A 17,631-nucleotide genomic window follows, 5' to 3' on the forward strand; every position below is an offset into this window, starting at 1 on the left:
CTCCTTAGTTCATTATTCTTCGAACAGAATAGACATCTGGAATTTGTTTGATACGATCCACTACTTTATGAAGATGATTAACATTTAAAATCATTATGCTCATATTAATCGTAGCGACTTTGTTACGGTCAGATTTGCCAGATACTGCCGATATATTAGTTTTTGATTCATTTACTGCCTGTAGAACTTCGTTTAATAAACCTCTTCGATCATAGCCGCTTATTTCAATTTCGACATTATATTCTTTTCGATTATTTAAATTCGTTTCCCATTCAACTGGGATTAATCGAGCTTTTGCATCCTCTGTATCAATATTCGTACAATCCGCTCGATGGACTGAAACTCCTCGTCCTTTTGTAATGAATCCAACTATTTCATCACCAGGAACTGGGTTACAGCAGCGAGATAGACGGATTAATAAATTATCAATTCCAGTAACTCGAACACCTGAAGCGCTTTTTTTATTATTAGGGAATGACTTCAATTCCGCAACAGCATTTGTAATGGTAGATATTTGTTCTGCATCTCTCTTTTTACGCCATTTTTCTGTTAATCTATTTGCTACTTGGAGTGCAGTTATTCCATTATAGCCAACAGCTGCATACATATCATCTTCCGTCATAAAATTAAATTTCTCAATAACAATCTTTACATTTTCTGGTGTAAGAATTTCCTTAATATCAAACTCCATATTACGGATTTCTTTTTCAACTTGTTCCTTGCCTTTTTCAATATTCTCTTCGCGCCGTTGTTTTTTGAAAAATTGTCTAATTTTATTCTTTGCTTGGGAAGTCTGGGCTATTTTTAACCAATCCTGACTTGGTCCATAAGAATGTTTACTTGTATGAATTTCAATTATATCGCCTGTTTTCAACTTATAATCGAGGGTTACCATCTTTCCGTTCACTTTAGCACCAATGGTTTTATTCCCTATCTCTGAATGGATTCGGTATGCAAAGTCAATAGGTACAGAACCAGAAGGTAACTCAAATACATCTCCTTTTGGTGTAAAGACAAATACCATATCAGAAAATAAATCAATTTTCAGACTTTCCATAAACTCTTCCGCATTGACGATATCATCTTGGAATTCTAGTATTTCTCTAAACCAAGTTAATTTTTCTTCAAGAGAAGAGCCTTCATTTACCGACTTTCCTTCTTTATATGCCCAATGTGCAGCAATCCCATATTCTGCAATTCGATGCATATCTTGTGTACGAATTTGTACTTCTAATGGGTCACCTTTTGGGCCGATTACAGTTGTGTGTAAGGACTGGTACATATTAGCCTTAGGCATTGCAATATAGTCTTTAAAACGACCTGGCATTGGCTTCCATCTTGTATGAATAATGCCTAAAATCGCATAGCAGTCTTTAATACTATTGACAACAATTCGAACTGCTAATAAATCATAAATTTCATTAAATTGTTTATTCTGAATAACCATTTTGCGATAAATGCTATATATATGCTTTGGTCTACCTGAAATATCAGCCAGAATATTTACTTCCTTCGTTCCTTCACGAATTTCAGTGATTACTTCATCTAAGTATTGTTCTCTTTCCGCTCTTTTTTTCTTCATCAAGTTTACAATACGATAATATTGCTGTGGATTCATATAACGTAATGCTGTATCCTCTAGTTCCCATTTAATAGTAGAAATTCCTAGACGATGTGCAAGTGGGGCAAAAATTTCCAATGTTTCATTTGAGATGCTGCGCTGTTTTTCAGCCGGTAAATGCTTCAGTGTTCTCATATTATGAAGTCTATCTGCAAGTTTAATTAAGATGACACGAATATCTTGCGCCATAGCTACGAACATTTTACGATGATTTTCTGCTTGCTGTTCTTCATGAGATTTATATTTAATTTTCCCGAGTTTCGTTACACCGTCAACGAGCATGGCCACTTCACTGTTAAATGCTTTAGTTATATCTTCTAAAGTAATTTCAGTATCTTCAACAACGTCATGGAGAAAACCTGCTGCAACTGTTGCTGGATCCATTTCTAAATCAGCCAAAATGCCTGCTACTTGGATTGGATGAATGATATATGGTTCCCCAGATTTTCTATATTGTTCACGATGAGCATCTCTTGCATATTCATAAGCCTTTTCAATAAAAGCTACGTGCTCCTCGTTTAAATATCCTCTAGTCTTATCGATGACTTGTTCGGCGGTTAATACTTGATCATTCGCCATGTAATCACCTTTCATATCACAATTATATTATTATATTTAAACATTCTTTTTATTTCACTATTTTTAAGCTAAGCACATTAAAAAGAATAAAATTTATTTTAGAATGATTATTACTATTATCGAAAAAAAAAGGAAGATTGTAAAGGGATTGGAAGTAAATTTTATACAGAAACATAGAAAAATGTCGAATGAAGGCGATTTCTATAAAAAACTAGTGAATTTTCTTCCTTTTTTCCGTGTTAAATTAATTTCTTTAGATAATATATTTGTTGCAATAAGTGCACCGTCTAAAATTCATGTTTGATTCCTTATCTTAGTCCCCATAATATATCTACAAATAGTCGGCTGGTCCCTTATGCTTAAAAATATCCACAAGAAAAAACTTAGGAAACTGCCTTAGTTTATGAAAAAGAGCGCTCTTAATTAGCGCTCCCTCAAAATATTTAAGCTAAAACAATCCTTCTATGGATTAATATTCCATTAATGTTAAAACATCGTATCCATCTAAATTTTTACGTCCTTCAAGATAAGATAATTCAATTAAAAATGCAATACCAGCTACAATGCCACCTAGCTCTTCTACTAATTTAATTGTTGCTTCAATTGTTCCACCTGTTGCTAATAAATCGTCTGTAATAAGGACACGCTGACCTGGTTTAATAGCATCCTTATGGATTGTTAATACGTCTTTACCGTACTCTAATCCATATTCTACTTTAATTGTTTCTCTTGGCAATTTTCCTTCTTTTCGCACTGGAGCAAAACCCACTCCAAGGGAATATGCAACTGGACAGCCAATGATAAACCCTCTAGCTTCTGGTCCTACAACTATATCAATTTCTTTTTCTTTCGCATACGCTACAATTTGATCTGTTGCATATCTATATGCTTCGCCATTATCCATTAATGTTGTAATATCCTTGAATCTGATCCCTTCTTTTGGCCAATCTTCAACGATCGTAACAAATTGTTTTAAATCCATTCTTTTACTTCCTCCTCATTATTAACGGATTTTATTAGAATAAGATCAAACCAATTTTTTAGTTGCTCATAAGATGAATAAATTAATTCATTTTCTAGCTCAAATTGCGCTTGCTTTTGTTGAAATGAGATCGACTCTGATAAATCTCTTTTCGGTACATTCTTATTCAAAGAAATAAATCCATCCTTCATTGTAACAAAATTTAGTTCAAAAAACACCTTTGACATAAAATCTACCGTTTCTTTGCTCCAACCTTTCCTTCTAGCAAGCTCGCCACCAAATTTATCAAGGTGAAACATTCCCTGTTTTGCCAAAAATGCATAGAACCATTTGAAATGGTCACGAGTTGGCATTGTACTAAAAAAATCACTTTGTTGTTTATAAAAAACGGCATAGATTCTTTCAGGTTGATTGTTAGCAAGCAATGTTTTTAACATATCCAAATTTGGAGGATAATCTGCAAGGACGATAGACTTATCCATCGAAACAAGTAAGGCAGCATCCTCTATCGTTTCAATTACCTGGTAGGAGACTCGCAGTTCCATCCCTTTTGGAACAGAATCTTGATGGAAAAAGATCCAGAGAGCATCCATAGGAACTGTTTCATATAAATGATCCATTTTCCTTAAACTTCTATAGTCAAACAACTGCCAGTGAGAAACCTCCATATCTTGTATAAAGATTTGTGGTTTTTTACGATTATTCCATTCATTTATTGAAAGCTCACCAAGAACAGATACCTTCGCACTTGGTGAAATATGATCACATAGCTCTCCAATTCCAAATCCTATTCCATCTAAATCAAATTCGTCTTGCTTTAAGATAATCTTTAAATGGTTTTGATTGGAGCCTATTTTCCTCATATTCTCTATTTCTAGGTCATGAAAAGTCATTTTCGGCTTGGGATTATCTACTCCAAACGGAGCAAGCATTTGCATATCTTCGATTGATTTGATGGAAATCTCTTTTAGAGAAAAGCTTCCATCCACCTTTGTTAGTGGAACGAGATTGTCTTTCGTTAGTTGTTCAAAGGCTAATTTATTTAAGTTACTTCTCAGCACTTCTACATCATCTATTTTTAATGACATTCCTGCTGCCATAGGATGTCCACCAAAATGAGGAAGAATATCTCTGCATGTGGATAAATTATGATACAAATCAAAGCCTTCTATACTCCTAGCAGAACCTTTAGCAATTCCCTTTTCATAATCAAAGCTTAATACAATCGTTGGACGGTAAAATTTCTCCACTAATCTGGAAGCAACGATTCCGACCACACCAGGATTCCAGCCATCTTTTCCAACAATAAGAACATTATTTTCTGTTAAAGGATAATATTGTTCAACTTGAGCGATAGCTTCCTCTGTTATTTGATTAACAATTGCTTGTCTCTCTTTATTTGTTTCTTCCATTTCTAGTGCAAGTTCTTTGGCTAAGTCGGGATCTTCTGTTAGCAATAGCTCTACAGCAGGATCTGCACTACCAAGTCTACCAATTGCATTTATTCGTGGCGCTAGCATAAACCCGATTGTTTCTTCATTAATGGAATTTTTCTCCACATTCATTTGACGATATAAAGCATTTAAGCCAATATTATCTGTTTCTTGTAAGGCTTTTATCCCTTTTTTGGCAAGGAGACGATTCTCACCAGTCAAAGAAACAAGATCGGCAATTGTTCCTATTGCAGCAAATGGCAATAAAGGAAGGGGAGCATGGCCAAGTAGTGCATGGGATAACTTGAAGGAAACACCAACCCCTGCTAAATCACGAAAAGGATACTTGCTACCCTCTATTTTCGGATGTATGATTGCAAGAGCCTCTGGTAAAATCGGACCTGGCTCATGGTGATCTGTAATGATTAGATCTATCTCTAATTCTTTTGCCACTTCTGCTTCATGAACAGCAGCAATACCTGTATCAACCGTGATAATTAATTGCACTCCAATGCTTTTTGCATAACGAAAAGCACCTTCGTTTGGTCCATAGCCTTCTGTAAATCGGTTTGGAATATAAAATTCTACATTAGCACCAAGACTCTCTAATGTTTTCATCATGACTGTTGTACTGGTTACCCCATATAGTGATAGGTAAAGTTTTGATACAATCTCCACTTTTTCCCCCACTTCACACCGTACGTGAGAGTTTCCCCTCATACGGCGTTCCATCGAGAATGTTCAAAGCTATTTTAATCTACATAACTTAACAGAATTCACTTTTTCACAAAATTAGTTATATAAGTCCGTTTATATCGTTATTTCATCAAATTCCATTTTCTTACGTAAGGTGTTCAATTTATTTAAACTTTGTTTATTAGGTATAAGTTGAATGTATCTAGAGATTGTTTCTTCATCAACAGCATGTAATAAAATGTGAATTTCCCTATCTATTAAACAGAGGTTTTTGTATTCATCAGTTCCTCCCATAGTTCTTGGGATAATATGATGACAATGTATCGAGTTCGGATTAAGTTCATTTCCTGTAACTCTACATTTACCTCTTTGTCCACTAAATAAAGCAATTCTATTGTCGTTATACTCCACACTTCTGTTTCTAACTGGATTTTCCATGAGAAATCTCATTGTTGTTATATTAACTGTAGTTAGATTCTTGTGTATTTCTAAGCGACCTTCTTTAGTATACGCATTTACGATGTTCCTTTTCATCATTGGACTTTTGTGCTTTATAAATCCAATAGGTAGAAAAGGGTCGGTTGAGACAAATCGCATTTGCTTGCTGATTCCGTATTCTTTTCTGATGAATTCAGATGATATGTGACCTATCTTTTTGACCCGTCTTTTCATACGGTGGTCTTTAAGACATGCATTAACTTCGTATGCTATGTTGCCCATATCTTGGGATATCATTGTTGCAATACGGAAGTATTGATGAAGCCCTATGACGGTTGAGTTGTATAATGCTACCTTTCGCTGTTGGTCATTAGTTCCACTATCATATCTAATTCCATTGATAAGTTCTTTTAGATTGTCTTTGGTTCTTTGTTTCGCTTTATCACACATATGACTTTTGACAATCCATCTGCTTCCTTTTGGAATAAGTTTCATTTTAAAGCCAAGGAATTCTGAATAATCCTTTTTGAGATTTACTATTTTTGATTTCTCTTCGCTTATTTCTAGGTCAAGTCTATCCTTTCTGCATTAGCCTATAACTTTGTGCTATTGCATTTTCAACTGACCTATTTGGTCTGAATCCATGACTTCTATCTGAGAATTTTGTTTCAACAATCGGTTCTAGGACTTGTAATATACATTGTTGGATTACTCTATCCCATTATGGCTGGTATTCCTAGTGGTCTAATTTTACCGTTTGGCTTTGGTATTTCAACTCTTCTTACTGCTTTAGGTTTGTAGTCTCTTAGCTTATTCCTTACATAGCCTATAAATTGTTCCTCTGTAAGTTTTGCTATGTCGGTAATCTTACGACCATCGACACCAGCCGTTTTACTCCCTATGTTTTTCTTGATGTTACGATACGCTAATTTAATGTTTTCAGATGAACTAATGATACCCATTAAATTCTTGAACATACTACCAGATTTACTTTGTTCATGTAGCATGTCAAACGTATCTTGCATTCTGTAGTATTCGGCATTTCTTAGCTTGGACTTTTTAACATTTTGTACGATTCGTGAATTTGCCACAGCCATCAACCCCTTTCTCAAGTGGTGATTCTATTAGTCATATTCGAATCTGTGTAAATGTTATGCATTTATTAGCCTTTGAATTTCCCGACTAGAGCCTATCCCTCCACCACTTGTTATCATGGTTTCAAAGGTACTATGACTCCACTCTCACGAAGATAAATCAGTTTTAGTAGGGGCAATGCCTCTTTATTTACTGAACTGCTTCAAAGGTAGGTTAATACCTCCACATTCTTCGCTTTCCACGTTCCGATTCCTCTATCCTTACATATATCCTTAGGTTTCTCCTATGGTCCTGTATGCTAGAGCTTGCCTGTAACAAGCTATGGGCTTTCATAACGCCAGATTCTTACTTACCCACACATACGATGGCACTACCACCTGTTGCATTTCTACAACATCTACGTCTAGACCCGTACATTCAGAGATTCGTCAGTGCTTATGCAGCACATTCTAACCATAGATTTTTTATGGACTCCCGGCATATAGGATACACCATCCACCTCTGGACAGCTTTCGTGTTAGTTATGACCTAACTTACGATATCTCTCTGCCGACTTTACCGAGCTTCATACCCTTCTATTTAACCTTAGAAAAGGCATGTCGGAGTATCAGAGTAGGCATTTCAAGGCGTTACCCTATCATTCTACCTATCAAGAAATCAGTTCTCCTAGGGATATTAAGCGACTCCCTAGTGCCTAACCTTTTCAGTTAGGAACGTGTCGCACCCGCGTCATAATCACCAAAGATTAAAATTGATTCCTTATTAGCGATTGCTTTTCGTATTCTTTCCACCGCTATGTCCATTCCTAATAACAAAAACGGGTCATGAAATTCATTATTATCATCATATAAAAATGCTTTTGCCTCTTGTATTGTATGATATCCTCTTTTTAATAATAGAGAGGCAACAATTGGGGATATTTTTAATTCTTCTGCTAATACAGATGCTTTTTCTTTATTTGGGATTTCTTCTTGTATCCATCTTTTTTTAGGACGTAACATTCAATCACCTCAATCTAACTATTATACAAGTTAAAAGAAGTGGTTTCAATCTAAGATCAATGGAAAAAGCCTTACGCTATTTTTAAAAAAAATTCACCTTTTGCAAAGATTTATGAATAGGGGGTAATATTTGTTTATCCTATAAAAAGATGCCTATACAGAAAAGAATGATAGTAATAAACAAAGCATCTTCTCTGCAAGGCATCTAGTTTTTATTTTGAATCTATGGGAGCATCAAAATTTTTATTTTTACTATTGTTTTTTTCTTCCCGTTCTCTTTTTTCTTTCTCTAATTGTTTAACACGTCTTTGCAATGAATAAATACGAATCATTCCAGCTGATCCAATAATTAGACCGCCAAGAAGAACAGAAATTAAAATAACTAAAATAAGCGGCCATTGCCCTACCCCAAATAAATAATTAACAGATACTGAATCTACATTAATAACTGCGAATACTGCAACGATTAATGCAAAGATAATTCCAAACAACATATTCCATTGAATTTTCACTTTCTTCCTCCCTTTTTCATACTTTCTATCCTTATTATTTCCTAATTTCCTATTTCTCACTAAATTAAACGAAAAATGGCCTGCCTCCAATTAATTTAGGGGACAGGCATCTATTAAAATTATTACACTTGTGGCTCATCAGAAATTGGACGTTTTTCCTTATACGTAACTAAGACACCTTTTCTCTTCAATTCCTTCTTCTTCCACACATACCATAGCTGTGATGCAATAAAGATAGAAGAATATGCACCACCAATTAAACCAATTAATAAAGCTAGTGAGAAGTTTGTTATTGCATTGCTACCAAATAGTAATAGAGCAACTACACAAATGACAACTGTTAATACTGTATTTATCGAGCGAGCAAATGTCTGTCTAATACTCGTATTAATAATATCTTTTATTTCTTGCGATGTTTTAATGCGCTTCTTCTTCGCTAGATTTTCTCTTATACGGTCAAAGGTAACAATTGTATCATTAATAGAATAACCTACAATGGTCAACACAGCTGCAATAAAGGTAATATCTACTTCCAGTCGCGTAATACTAAAGATTACTAAAATAAAGAATGCATCATGAAGAAGTGCTATTACAGCAGCCAATGCCATATAAATTTCAAAGCGAATCGTTACATAAAGAATAATCCCAATAGAAGAAAAAACAATTGCATAAATAGCATTTTTAGCAAGTTCTTTTCCAACTGTTGGAGAAACACTGCTTACATTTGGATCATGACCATACTTATTTTCAAATTCTGCTTTAATTGTATTAATTTTATCTTGGCTTAAATCACCTTTAATACGAATAGCAGCTACATTTTGCTCATCACCTGAAATAATAATATCATCTGCTTTTACATTCAGCGTGTCCAATTGATCCTCAATTTCAGCAGTTGTTAATGCTTTGTCTGCCATTACTTCTATACGTGATCCACTTGCAAAATCAATTCCAAGGTTAAGCTTGAATATAAACATAATGACAAGCCCTGCAACAATTAAAATACTTGAAATAGTAAAAAATACATTTTTATATTTCACAAAATCTAGGCGATCGAATTTTGTTGGCAAGGTTAATGTATCATAATTTTCATTTATGTGTTTTACATCTTTCTTGTTTACGCCAAACCAGGTAATCTTTTTATCAAAAGCCTTACTCTTAACAAGTAAACCAAGCAATAAACGCGAGCCGTAGACTGCAGAAACAAAGCTCATTAAAATACTGACAATTAACAATGTCGCAAACCCTTTAACAGAGCTTGTCCCATAAACAAATAGAATGATAGCTGCAAGCATAGTTGTTAAATTGGCATCAACTACGGTTGAAGTTGAATTTTTATTTCCAGCCTGAACAGCAGCTCTTAGTGACTTTCCTACTCTTAATTCATCCTTAATTCTTTCATAAGTAATGATGTTTGCATCTACTGCCATACCAACCCCGAGAATAAGTGCTGCAATACCTGGAAGTGTTAGTACACCATTCATTAAGTCCAGGACGAGCAGATTTAAATAAACATAAATAGATAGTGTAATAACAGCCACTAATCCTGGTAGACGATAGTATAAAAGCATAAATAAAAATACGATTCCTACACCAATTATACCCGCTTTTACTGTATCTTTTAATGCCTGATCTCCAAACTGAGCGCCAACACTAGTGGAATATTCCTCAGTCAATTTTACTGGTAAAGCTCCTGCATTTAATAATTCCGCTAATCGAGTAGCCTCATCCACTGTAAAATTACCAGTGATAGAAACCGTATCGGAATTAATGACTTCACTTACCATTGGTGCTGATAAATATTTAGGCTCTTCCTTTGCTGCCTCTTCACTATAAGAATCTCCATCTTCAAAATCTAACCAGATTACCAATGGACTACCTAAAACAGATTCAGTTACTTCTTTAAACTTATTTGCATCTTTAAGCTTTAAAGAAACACTAGGTTTGCCATACTGATCAAATTCTTGGGCAGCTCCACCTTGCACTAGATCAGAGCCATCCAGTAATTTCTTATCTTGAATATCTCTAAATGTTAAATTTGCTTCTGTTGAAAGCATTTCTCTAGCTTCATTTTGATCTGTAATTCCTGCTAGCTGTACTCTTATTCGGTCATTGCCTTCAATTTGGATAACTGGTTCACTAACTCCTAAAACGTTAATCCTTTTATCCAAAGCTTGGGCCGTGCTTTTTAATGCCGATTCATCAATTTTCCCTTTTCCCTTTTCCAGTGGCTCTACTTTATATAGCACTTCAAAGCCACCTTGCAGGTCTAATCCTAGCTTAATCTCACCTAAAATCTTATTGGTTGTTCCTCCCATTAATCCTGCCGCCAAAACAATGATTAATAAAAAAGCAACAATTCTACTGCGTTTAACCATTATGTATTAATCCTCCTCATGTAATACAAAGCAGAAACTTCCCCACTTATGGCCATACTTTACCGTTGGTTGGCCAAACTAAATGATGTCATCTTTTTAATATGAACCTTTCAATCGGCTGTTATTCTATTTTCTAGATGTCTCACTTCTTTCAAGTAACTTAATAATAGCAAGTACTTCAAATTATTTAGAATAAACTCATTATGGAACAGTTTATCATGACTGTCAATTTGTATAAGAAAAATATACTAGTAAAATTATTCTACCTGTCACATAAATTTAACGCCTTTTTGTTCATCCCTATTCTTTCCTTTCTAAATCCTTTAAAAATAGCTCCAAAAGAAGTTAAGAGGAAGCTTTTTTGATTATTCCTTCGACAGAAGCTTTCTTTATTTCAATAATTCTTTTTTCTCTTCTTCTGATAAGACAGAAAGCAAATCTGTTGTTTTGAATGCCTCGATAGTAGCATAGTTCATGAAGTTTGCTACCTTAACATTAAGTATATCCTGCACTAATTCTGCGATTCTAATAGCTTCAGAGGGCTTTTTCCATTTTTTCTTTGTCAAAAACACCCACAGCTCGTCTTCCTTAATGGTGTCATAACCAAGTAAATGAAACTCTTCTATTTTACTATTTAATGCAGGCTTTACTTGTGAACGATACTGGTCATATATATGTGTTGACGACATTCCAATCCACTCCATTACAGTCATTTTATGTTTAATCTATAATCATGAGCAATCTCTGTTACCAAAGCAACAATATTTTGAAAACAACCCTTTATAAAATAGCTTCTTTGCAATCAACACGTTTACTTTTAAAAAACCTTGTCATGCTTTGTCCACATTGTTGCATATAGATAATTGTATAGTATTATTCGCTATTTGAGAAGGCAGGGAATAAAATGTCTAAGTTTTTAAAAGGAACAATGATTTTACTTATAGCTGGATTTATTACCAGAGTATTAGGATTTATAAATCGAATTGTGATTGCACGGTTTATTGGAGATGATGGGGTTGGGCTTTATATGATGGTATATCCAACAATGATTTTAGTTGTTACCATCACTCAACTTGGACTACCTGTTGCCATCTCTAAAAATGTGGCAGAAGCGGAAGCGGAGGGTAATTTACGTAAAGTAAAGAGCATATTAATTGTTTCATTAAGTACAACCCTAGGCTTAACTCTCCTATTTACACCAGCTTTATTTCTTTTGGCTCCTTATCTTTCTCAAACATTGTTTACAGATGAACGGACACTTTTGCCGCTTCTTGCGATTACGCCAATCATACCCATTATTGCTGTTTCCTCTGTATTAAGAGGATATTTTCAAGGAAGACAAAACATGAAGCCTGCAGCAACCTCGCAAGTAATTGAACAAGTCATTCGTATTGCATTGATTGCCACCTTAACAAAAGCGTTTTTACCACTTGGTGTTGAATATGCTGCAGCTGGCGCAATGTTAGCATCTGTTCTTGGTGAACTAGCTTCCTTGTTTTATTTACTAGCATCCTTTAAATGGAGAAAAACATTCCATTTACGGAAAAGGTTCTTTCAATACGTACATAATGGGAAAAGTACTTTTCAAGAGCTAATGACTATTGCATTACCGACTACAGGGAGCAGAATGGTTGGAAGCATCGCTTGGTTTATTGAACCAATTGTTGTTGCTCACAGCTTATCTATAGCAGGTCTCTCTGCTGTAAATGCAACAAAACAGTATGGGGTATTAACTGGATTTGCGCTTCCACTCTTGATGCTGCCATCCTTCTTTACTCAATCCTTATCAACTTCTCTTGTTCCTGCAATTAGTGAAGCCAAAGCAAGTAATCAATTAAAGCTAATTGAGCATTTATTACAGCAAGCACTTAAATTTACCTTTATGACGGGTGGCCTAGCCATTATTGTGCTCTATGTATTAGCAGAGCCTTTAATGACCATTATGTATGGAAGTACAAGAGGAACCTCTTTCATTCAATTAATGGCACCTTTTTTTATTCTCAATTATTATCAAGGACCTCTCCAAGCAGCTTTGCAAGCCTTGAATTTTGCCAGAGCAGCAATGATTAATAGTTTTATTGGCGCCGGTGTAAAAACAGGGTTGATTTTGCTTCTTGCAAGTAGGCCAGAATTCGGAATATACGGTGTAGCCATTGCGTTAATTGTGGGGTTTGTTTTAGTAACAATGCTCCATTTTGCAACAATCTTAAAGACAATTAGCTTTTCTATAATTGTCAAAGATTATCTGAAAATGCTACTTAGTATTTCCTTAACGGCATATTTAGGAACCTTTTTAGTCAAGACTATTTCATTTTCTTCTATCTTATTGCAATTAATTAGTATTACAAGCATCATATGTATTTTTTATGTAATATTGCTTTTCCTTTTCCGTTTAATGACCAAAAAAGATTTAGCAAAAATCCCATGGTTTGGCCGCTTTTTCTCTTAAATATTTATTTTACTAGCAATCAGCAGATGTTGAAAAACATTCCACTGATTGCTTTTGCTATCTTGTAAACGATTATCAGAATGTTTTTTAATGATCCATTAAATCAATATAAAATTCCCCATCTTGGTAGCTGCAAAATGATATGTTTTTAATATTGGTATAGCCTTTTTCTTTTAATTGCTGCCTAAGCCATAAATTTGTTTTGCCTATTTTTGTTAAATTACTTTCTTGAATGATCCCATCCATAATGAGTGGGATGGTAATAGATAGTTTATTTTTTTCTTTTTCAAATACAGATAATTTTCCTGATGTTTCCAATATCGCAAATTCTACATCTGCAATATTGCGGATGTTTTTTTCTCTCAGCTGAATTAATAAATCATCATAATTATATCGCTGACTTTTCATTGCTGTTTCATCAATTTCGCCATTTTTGATGATAAAGGTTGGTTCTCCTTCAATAAAATCGCGCATTTTTTTGCTTTTCAAGGATAAGAATGCTAGTAACACTTGAATGGATAAAAGAATAAACATTGGCAATAAAGTTGGCAATAGAGGATCCTGATAATCTTCTATTGCGACAACAGCTATTTCAGCAATCATGATGAAAACAACTAAATCTAATATACTTAATTCTCCTATTTCCCTTTTTCCCATTAAGCGAAAAATAAGAACGATAAGCACATATATCAAAATCGTTCTAAACAAAATGATCAAATATTGTTCCACATTATCTCCTCCGATCAAATATGTTCCCTATTTAATCTGCACCATACAGAAAAAATAATACGAGAAAGAACACGTTGACACATCACCAAACACTGAAAAACTGCTATCTAAATAGGGATAATCTGAAGGTGATTCTTTCATTTTGCACATCTTAATCAGAAAAATACGATTTCAACTATTTTTTTATTCTATTTTTACTTGTACTGAATATGCTTGTACTAGAATACTTTTATAGAAGATTTAAGATGGGGTGGAAAGGAGAGGTTTACAATCGAAGAGAGTAAGCATGTTGGCAGTTCTGTTTTATACGGATTAATTGCCATTTTCATTATGTTAATAACGAGTAGTTTATTCTTTTCCTTATTATTAAGATTTACATCTATTCAAGAATCATCTCTGCAATATATTATTACTGCTGTATCGTTTATTACTTTGTTTGCAGGTGGTTTTATTTCAGGTGGGAAAGGGAAAGAAAAAGGCTGGTTTCTAGGCGGTCTTACAGGGCTAATCTATTCTACCATCATTTTTTTATTTTCCTTTTTAGGATCTGATCAGCTATTTACGATGGAGCAAACAATTTATCATGTATGTTATACGCTTATTTGTATGATGGGTGGAATTTTGGGTGTAAATCTTTCAAAAAATAATTAATAACACACTTAAAAATGTATATTTACCGCAACTAAAAAAATAAAAAGTGCAATCTTATTGGTAAGACTGCACTTTTTGCTCTTATTCTTCTACTTTGTCTAAAGTTGGGCTTGCAACTGTTGCGGAAGATTCTACAACTTCACGAATTGCATTGCGATCAAAAGTTAAGCGTGAACCATCTTTTGATTTTAATACAATTGTCCCCTCATCAATTGCATCGATTGTAGCATGCATGCCGCCAATCGTGACAATCTTATCCCCTTTTTTCAAGCTACTCTGCATATCGCGTACAGATCTTTGACGCTTTTGCTGTGGACGAATTAGCAAGAAATAGAATAATACAAACATTAAAATAAACGGTAATAAACTTGCAAGTTGTGCCATTTATATTTCCCCTCCTTTCAAGTTCTTCTATTAAAAGTTTTTAGCGTTCGGTTTATTAAATCCATAACGTTCGAAAAACTCTTCTTTGAAATCTCCTAAACGGTCATTTCTGATCGCATCTCGGACATTCTCCATTAAGTTTAACAGAAAATATAGATTATGGTAAGATGTAAGCCTTATTCCGAATGTTTCGTCACATCGAATAAGATGACGAATATACGCACGACTGTAATTTTTACAAGTATAGCAATCGCATTCTGGATCTAAAGGTCCAAAATCTCTTGCATATTTAGCGTTTTTAACGACTAGTCGTCCTTCGCTTGTCATCACTGTTCCATTTCTTGCGATTCTTGTCGGCAATACACAGTCAAACATATCAATCCCACGAATAGCACCCTCAATTAAAGAATCTGGTGAACCTACTCCCATTAAATATCGTGGCTTATTATCTGGCATTAGAGGGGTTGTAAACTCAAGTACACGATTCATAACGTCTTTTGGTTCACCAACCGATAATCCACCTACTGCATACCCAGGTAAGTCTAATGAAACAAGGTCCCTTGCACTTTGCTTGCGAAGTTCCTCATATTCTCCACCTTGAATTATGCCGAATAATCCTTGATCTTCTGGACGATTATGTGCCTTTAAGCAACGCTCTGCCCATCGGGAAGTTCGTTCCACCGATTTCTTCATATATTCATATTCCGCAGGATAAGGAGGACATTCATCAAATGCCATCATAATATCTGACCCTAAAGCATTTTGTATTTCCATTGCTTTTTCAGGAGAAAGGAATAATTTGTCCCCATTTAAATGATTTCTAAAGTGCACGCCTTCTTCTTCAATTTTGCGGAAATCACTTAAACTAAAGACTTGAAACCCACCAGAATCCGTTAAGATCGCCTTATCCCAATTCATGAATTTATGAAGACCACCAGCTTCTTTCACGATTTCATGTCCTGGTCTTAGCCATAAATGGTAGGTATTACTTAAAATGATATTTGCTCCCATTGATTTTAAATCTTCTGGAGCCATCGTCTTCACGGTTGCTAACGTTCCAACCGGCATAAAAGCAGGTGTCTCAAAAGAACCGTGTGGTGTATGTACTATGCCCAATCTAGCACCTGTTTGCTTACATGTTTTTATGAATTCATAACGTATTGCTGTCAAATTATTTTCTCCTTTATATAAAGTGAAACTTCCATCGATTCATCAACTTCCTATCGTTTTTTACATAATGATATTTATTAAACAAACTTATAGAATCAACTATATATTCTAATGAATATCACTGCGAAACTCAAGTAATTCGTGAACCTATCTTCCTTTATCTAACGTATAAACATAGCATCGCCAAAACTAAAGAATCGATATCTTTCTTTTACTGCCGTTTCATAAGCATGAAGTACATTTTCTCTTCCAGCTAGTGCACTAACTAACATTATCAATGTTGATTTAGGTAAATGAAAATTCGTAATCATTCCATCAATTCCTTTAAACTCATAGCCAGGATAAATAAAGATACTTGTCCATCCACTGCTTTCTACAAATTTTCCGTTATTTGCGGATGCAATTGTTTCAAGTGTTCGAGTAGACGTTGTCCCAACGGAAAGAATCCGCCCACCTTCTGCACGTACTTTATTTAATAATGATGCCGTTTCTCCATTAATTTGATAAAATTCGGCGTGCATTTCATGCTTATCTACTTCTTCTACATTAACAGGACGGAAGGTACCAAGACCAACATGAAGAGTAATAAATGCAATATGTACTCCCTTTTCTTTCAAAGCATCCAATAAATCAGTTGTAAAATGTAGTCCAGCTGTCGGAGCAGCCGCAGAGCCTCTTTCTTTTGCATAAACTGTTTGATAACGATCTTGATCGTCTAATTTTTCTTTAATATATGGCGGCAACGGCATCTCACCAAGTTGATCTAGAATCTCATAAAAAATCCCTTCATACTGAAAATCGAGAATCCGACCTCCGTGCTCTAATTCTTTTACACACACAGCTTTTAATTTACCGTCTCCAAAGGTAATAATCGTACCTTCTTTTACCCTTTTAGCAGGCTTGACAAGTGTTTCCCATTTGTCTTCCTCTTGTTGCTTTAATAAAAGCACCTCGATATGTGCTCCAGTATCTTCTTTCTCGCCATGTAATCTTGCTGGCAATACTCTTGTATCATTTAATACTAGACAATCACCAGGATTGATATACTCATAAATATCCTTAAATTTGCGATGCTCTAATTCACCAGTATCTTTATTTACAACCATTAATCGACTACTTGTGCGATCCTCTAAAGGAGTTTGTGCGATTAATTCTTCTGGTAAATGAAAATCAAATAAATCTACTTTCATGTCTGTCACCTATTCTTTCTTTCATGCAATTAAAATCTTAACGAAATTTTCCTATAAAATAAAAAACGAGCGATAAAACAATACTAATTACAATGCAAGTTGTAATCGGAAAATAAAAAGTCGAATGTTCTTTTTTTATTAGAATGTCACCAGGAAGCTTTCCAATAGGGACAAATTGCATGATAAGCCCGATCAGAAATACAATTATGCCGATGATCATTATATATTTGGAAATTTCATTCATCATTCTCTTCCTTTATATCATTTGTTTTATTTTATAGATTGGCTGTTTTCGTAAAGTTTGTTGCGATTACCCGCAGCCGGAA

General features: G+C 34.6%; 15 protein-coding genes and 1 pseudogene. 2 read left to right on the forward strand and 14 right to left on the reverse strand.

What is annotated here, in order from left to right:
• Positions 1–4: 4 nt before the first annotated feature.
• From ADJ83_RS01440 to ADJ83_RS01485, 9 genes and pseudogenes are all read right to left on the reverse strand, one after another.
• The gene (locus ADJ83_RS01440) at positions 5–2,200 is read right to left on the reverse strand and encodes a RelA/SpoT family protein (protein WP_031540610.1); all 2,196 of its coding nucleotides are present in this window, start codon (positions 2,198–2,200) and stop codon (positions 5–7) included.
• A 469-nt stretch (positions 2,201–2,669) separates the two neighbouring features.
• Complete coding sequence (locus ADJ83_RS01450; RefSeq protein ID WP_031540612.1) at positions 2,670–3,182, reverse strand: adenine phosphoribosyltransferase; 513 nt, start codon at positions 3,180–3,182, stop codon at positions 2,670–2,672.
• Entirely contained in the window at positions 3,173–5,293 is a 2,121-nt protein-coding gene (gene recJ / locus ADJ83_RS01455; protein WP_053094363.1) for a single-stranded-DNA-specific exonuclease RecJ, read from the reverse strand. Before recJ ends, ADJ83_RS01450 begins: the two co-directional genes overlap by 10 nt.
• 132 nt (positions 5,294–5,425) lie before the next feature.
• Positions 5,426–6,244 carry an HNH endonuclease gene (locus ADJ83_RS26115; protein WP_231512622.1) on the reverse strand — a complete coding sequence of 273 codons (819 nt, stop codon included), beginning with the start codon at positions 6,242–6,244 and terminating at the stop codon, positions 5,426–5,428.
• Positions 6,245–6,335: 91 nt separating this feature from the next.
• Positions 6,336–6,774 (reverse strand): annotated as a pseudogene (locus ADJ83_RS26120) (reverse transcriptase domain-containing protein); the annotation flags it as partial.
• A 777-nt stretch (positions 6,775–7,551) separates the two neighbouring features.
• Positions 7,552–7,845: a DHH family phosphoesterase gene (locus ADJ83_RS01470; protein WP_031540616.1), complete on the reverse strand. Its 294-nt coding sequence runs from the start codon at positions 7,843–7,845 to the stop codon at positions 7,552–7,554.
• Positions 7,846–8,057: 212 nt separating this feature from the next.
• Entirely contained in the window at positions 8,058–8,357 is a 300-nt protein-coding gene (locus ADJ83_RS01475) for a LapA family protein (protein WP_031540617.1), read from the reverse strand.
• Between the two features lie 122 nt (positions 8,358–8,479).
• Entirely contained in the window at positions 8,480–10,732 is a 2,253-nt protein-coding gene (gene secDF, locus ADJ83_RS01480) for a protein translocase subunit SecDF (RefSeq protein ID WP_031540618.1), read from the reverse strand.
• A 389-nt stretch (positions 10,733–11,121) separates the two neighbouring features.
• On the reverse strand, positions 11,122–11,421 hold the full coding sequence (locus ADJ83_RS01485; RefSeq protein WP_031540619.1) for a post-transcriptional regulator: 300 nt from the start codon (positions 11,419–11,421) through the stop codon (positions 11,122–11,124).
• 215 nt (positions 11,422–11,636) lie between these two features.
• On the opposite strand from ADJ83_RS01485, the gene spoVB reads away from it, so the two are divergent.
• The gene (gene spoVB, locus ADJ83_RS01490) at positions 11,637–13,181 is read left to right on the forward strand and encodes a stage V sporulation protein B (RefSeq protein ID WP_031540620.1); all 1,545 of its coding nucleotides are present in this window, start codon (positions 11,637–11,639) and stop codon (positions 13,179–13,181) included.
• An 87-nt stretch (positions 13,182–13,268) separates the two neighbouring features.
• Here the strand turns inward: spoVB and ADJ83_RS01495 are convergent, their stop codons facing one another.
• Positions 13,269–13,910 carry a DUF421 domain-containing protein gene (locus tag ADJ83_RS01495; protein ID WP_031540621.1) on the reverse strand — a complete coding sequence of 214 codons (642 nt, stop codon included), beginning with the start codon at positions 13,908–13,910 and terminating at the stop codon, positions 13,269–13,271.
• A gap of 270 nt (positions 13,911–14,180) precedes the next feature.
• Between ADJ83_RS01495 and ADJ83_RS01500 the strand changes: the two genes are divergently transcribed.
• The gene (locus tag ADJ83_RS01500; RefSeq protein ID WP_031540622.1) at positions 14,181–14,561 is read left to right on the forward strand and encodes a TIGR04086 family membrane protein; all 381 of its coding nucleotides are present in this window, start codon (positions 14,181–14,183) and stop codon (positions 14,559–14,561) included.
• An 81-nt stretch (positions 14,562–14,642) separates the two neighbouring features.
• On the opposite strand, the gene yajC is transcribed toward ADJ83_RS01500, so the two are convergent.
• The 4 genes from yajC to ADJ83_RS01520 all read right to left on the reverse strand — a co-directional run bounded on the left by yajC (position 14,643) and on the right by ADJ83_RS01520 (position 17,549).
• Complete coding sequence (yajC, locus tag ADJ83_RS01505; RefSeq protein ID WP_031540623.1) at positions 14,643–14,945, reverse strand: preprotein translocase subunit YajC; 303 nt, start codon at positions 14,943–14,945, stop codon at positions 14,643–14,645.
• 30 nt (positions 14,946–14,975) lie between these two features.
• A complete protein-coding gene (gene tgt / locus ADJ83_RS01510; RefSeq protein WP_031540624.1) occupies positions 14,976–16,115 on the reverse strand; it encodes a tRNA guanosine(34) transglycosylase Tgt in 1,140 nt (379 codons plus the stop codon).
• A gap of 161 nt (positions 16,116–16,276) precedes the next feature.
• On the reverse strand, positions 16,277–17,305 hold the full coding sequence (gene queA / locus ADJ83_RS01515; RefSeq protein ID WP_031540625.1) for a tRNA preQ1(34) S-adenosylmethionine ribosyltransferase-isomerase QueA: 1,029 nt from the start codon (positions 17,303–17,305) through the stop codon (positions 16,277–16,279).
• A 37-nt stretch (positions 17,306–17,342) separates the two neighbouring features.
• Positions 17,343–17,549, reverse strand: coding sequence for a DUF2905 domain-containing protein (locus tag ADJ83_RS01520; RefSeq protein ID WP_031540626.1), 207 nt, complete (start codon positions 17,547–17,549; stop codon positions 17,343–17,345).
• Between the last annotated feature and the right edge of the window lie 82 nt (positions 17,550–17,631).

Origin of the sequence: Bacillus sp. 522_BSPC, from assembly GCF_001076885.1 — a bacterium.
Classification (GTDB): Bacteria; Bacillota; Bacilli; order Bacillales; family Cytobacillaceae; genus Niallia; species Niallia hominis.

What these genes read in the sequence shown, in the direction of transcription:
- ADJ83_RS01440 (WP_031540610.1), bottom strand. Translation starts at nt 2,200, where the DNA reads ATGGCGAATGATCAAGTATTAACCGCCGAACAAGTCATCGATAAGACT.
- ADJ83_RS01450 (WP_031540612.1), bottom strand. Translation starts at nt 3,182, where the DNA reads ATGGATTTAAAACAATTTGTTACGATCGTTGAAGATTGGCCAAAAGAA.
- ADJ83_RS26115 (WP_231512622.1), bottom strand. Translation starts at nt 6,244, where the DNA reads ATGAAACTTATTCCAAAAGGAAGCAGATGGATTGTCAAAAGTCATATG.
- ADJ83_RS01470 (WP_031540616.1), bottom strand. Translation starts at nt 7,845, where the DNA reads ATGTTACGTCCTAAAAAAAGATGGATACAAGAAGAAATCCCAAATAAA.
- secDF (WP_031540618.1), bottom strand. Translation starts at nt 10,732, where the DNA reads ATGGTTAAACGCAGTAGAATTGTTGCTTTTTTATTAATCATTGTTTTG.
- ADJ83_RS01485 (WP_031540619.1), bottom strand. Translation starts at nt 11,421, where the DNA reads ATGTCGTCAACACATATATATGACCAGTATCGTTCACAAGTAAAGCCT.
- spoVB (WP_031540620.1), top strand. Translation starts at nt 11,637, where the DNA reads ATGTCTAAGTTTTTAAAAGGAACAATGATTTTACTTATAGCTGGATTT.
- yajC (WP_031540623.1), bottom strand. Translation starts at nt 14,945, where the DNA reads ATGGCACAACTTGCAAGTTTATTACCGTTTATTTTAATGTTTGTATTA.
- queA (WP_031540625.1), bottom strand. Translation starts at nt 17,305, where the DNA reads ATGAAAGTAGATTTATTTGATTTTCATTTACCAGAAGAATTAATCGCA.
- ADJ83_RS01520 (WP_031540626.1), bottom strand. Translation starts at nt 17,549, where the DNA reads ATGAATGAAATTTCCAAATATATAATGATCATCGGCATAATTGTATTT.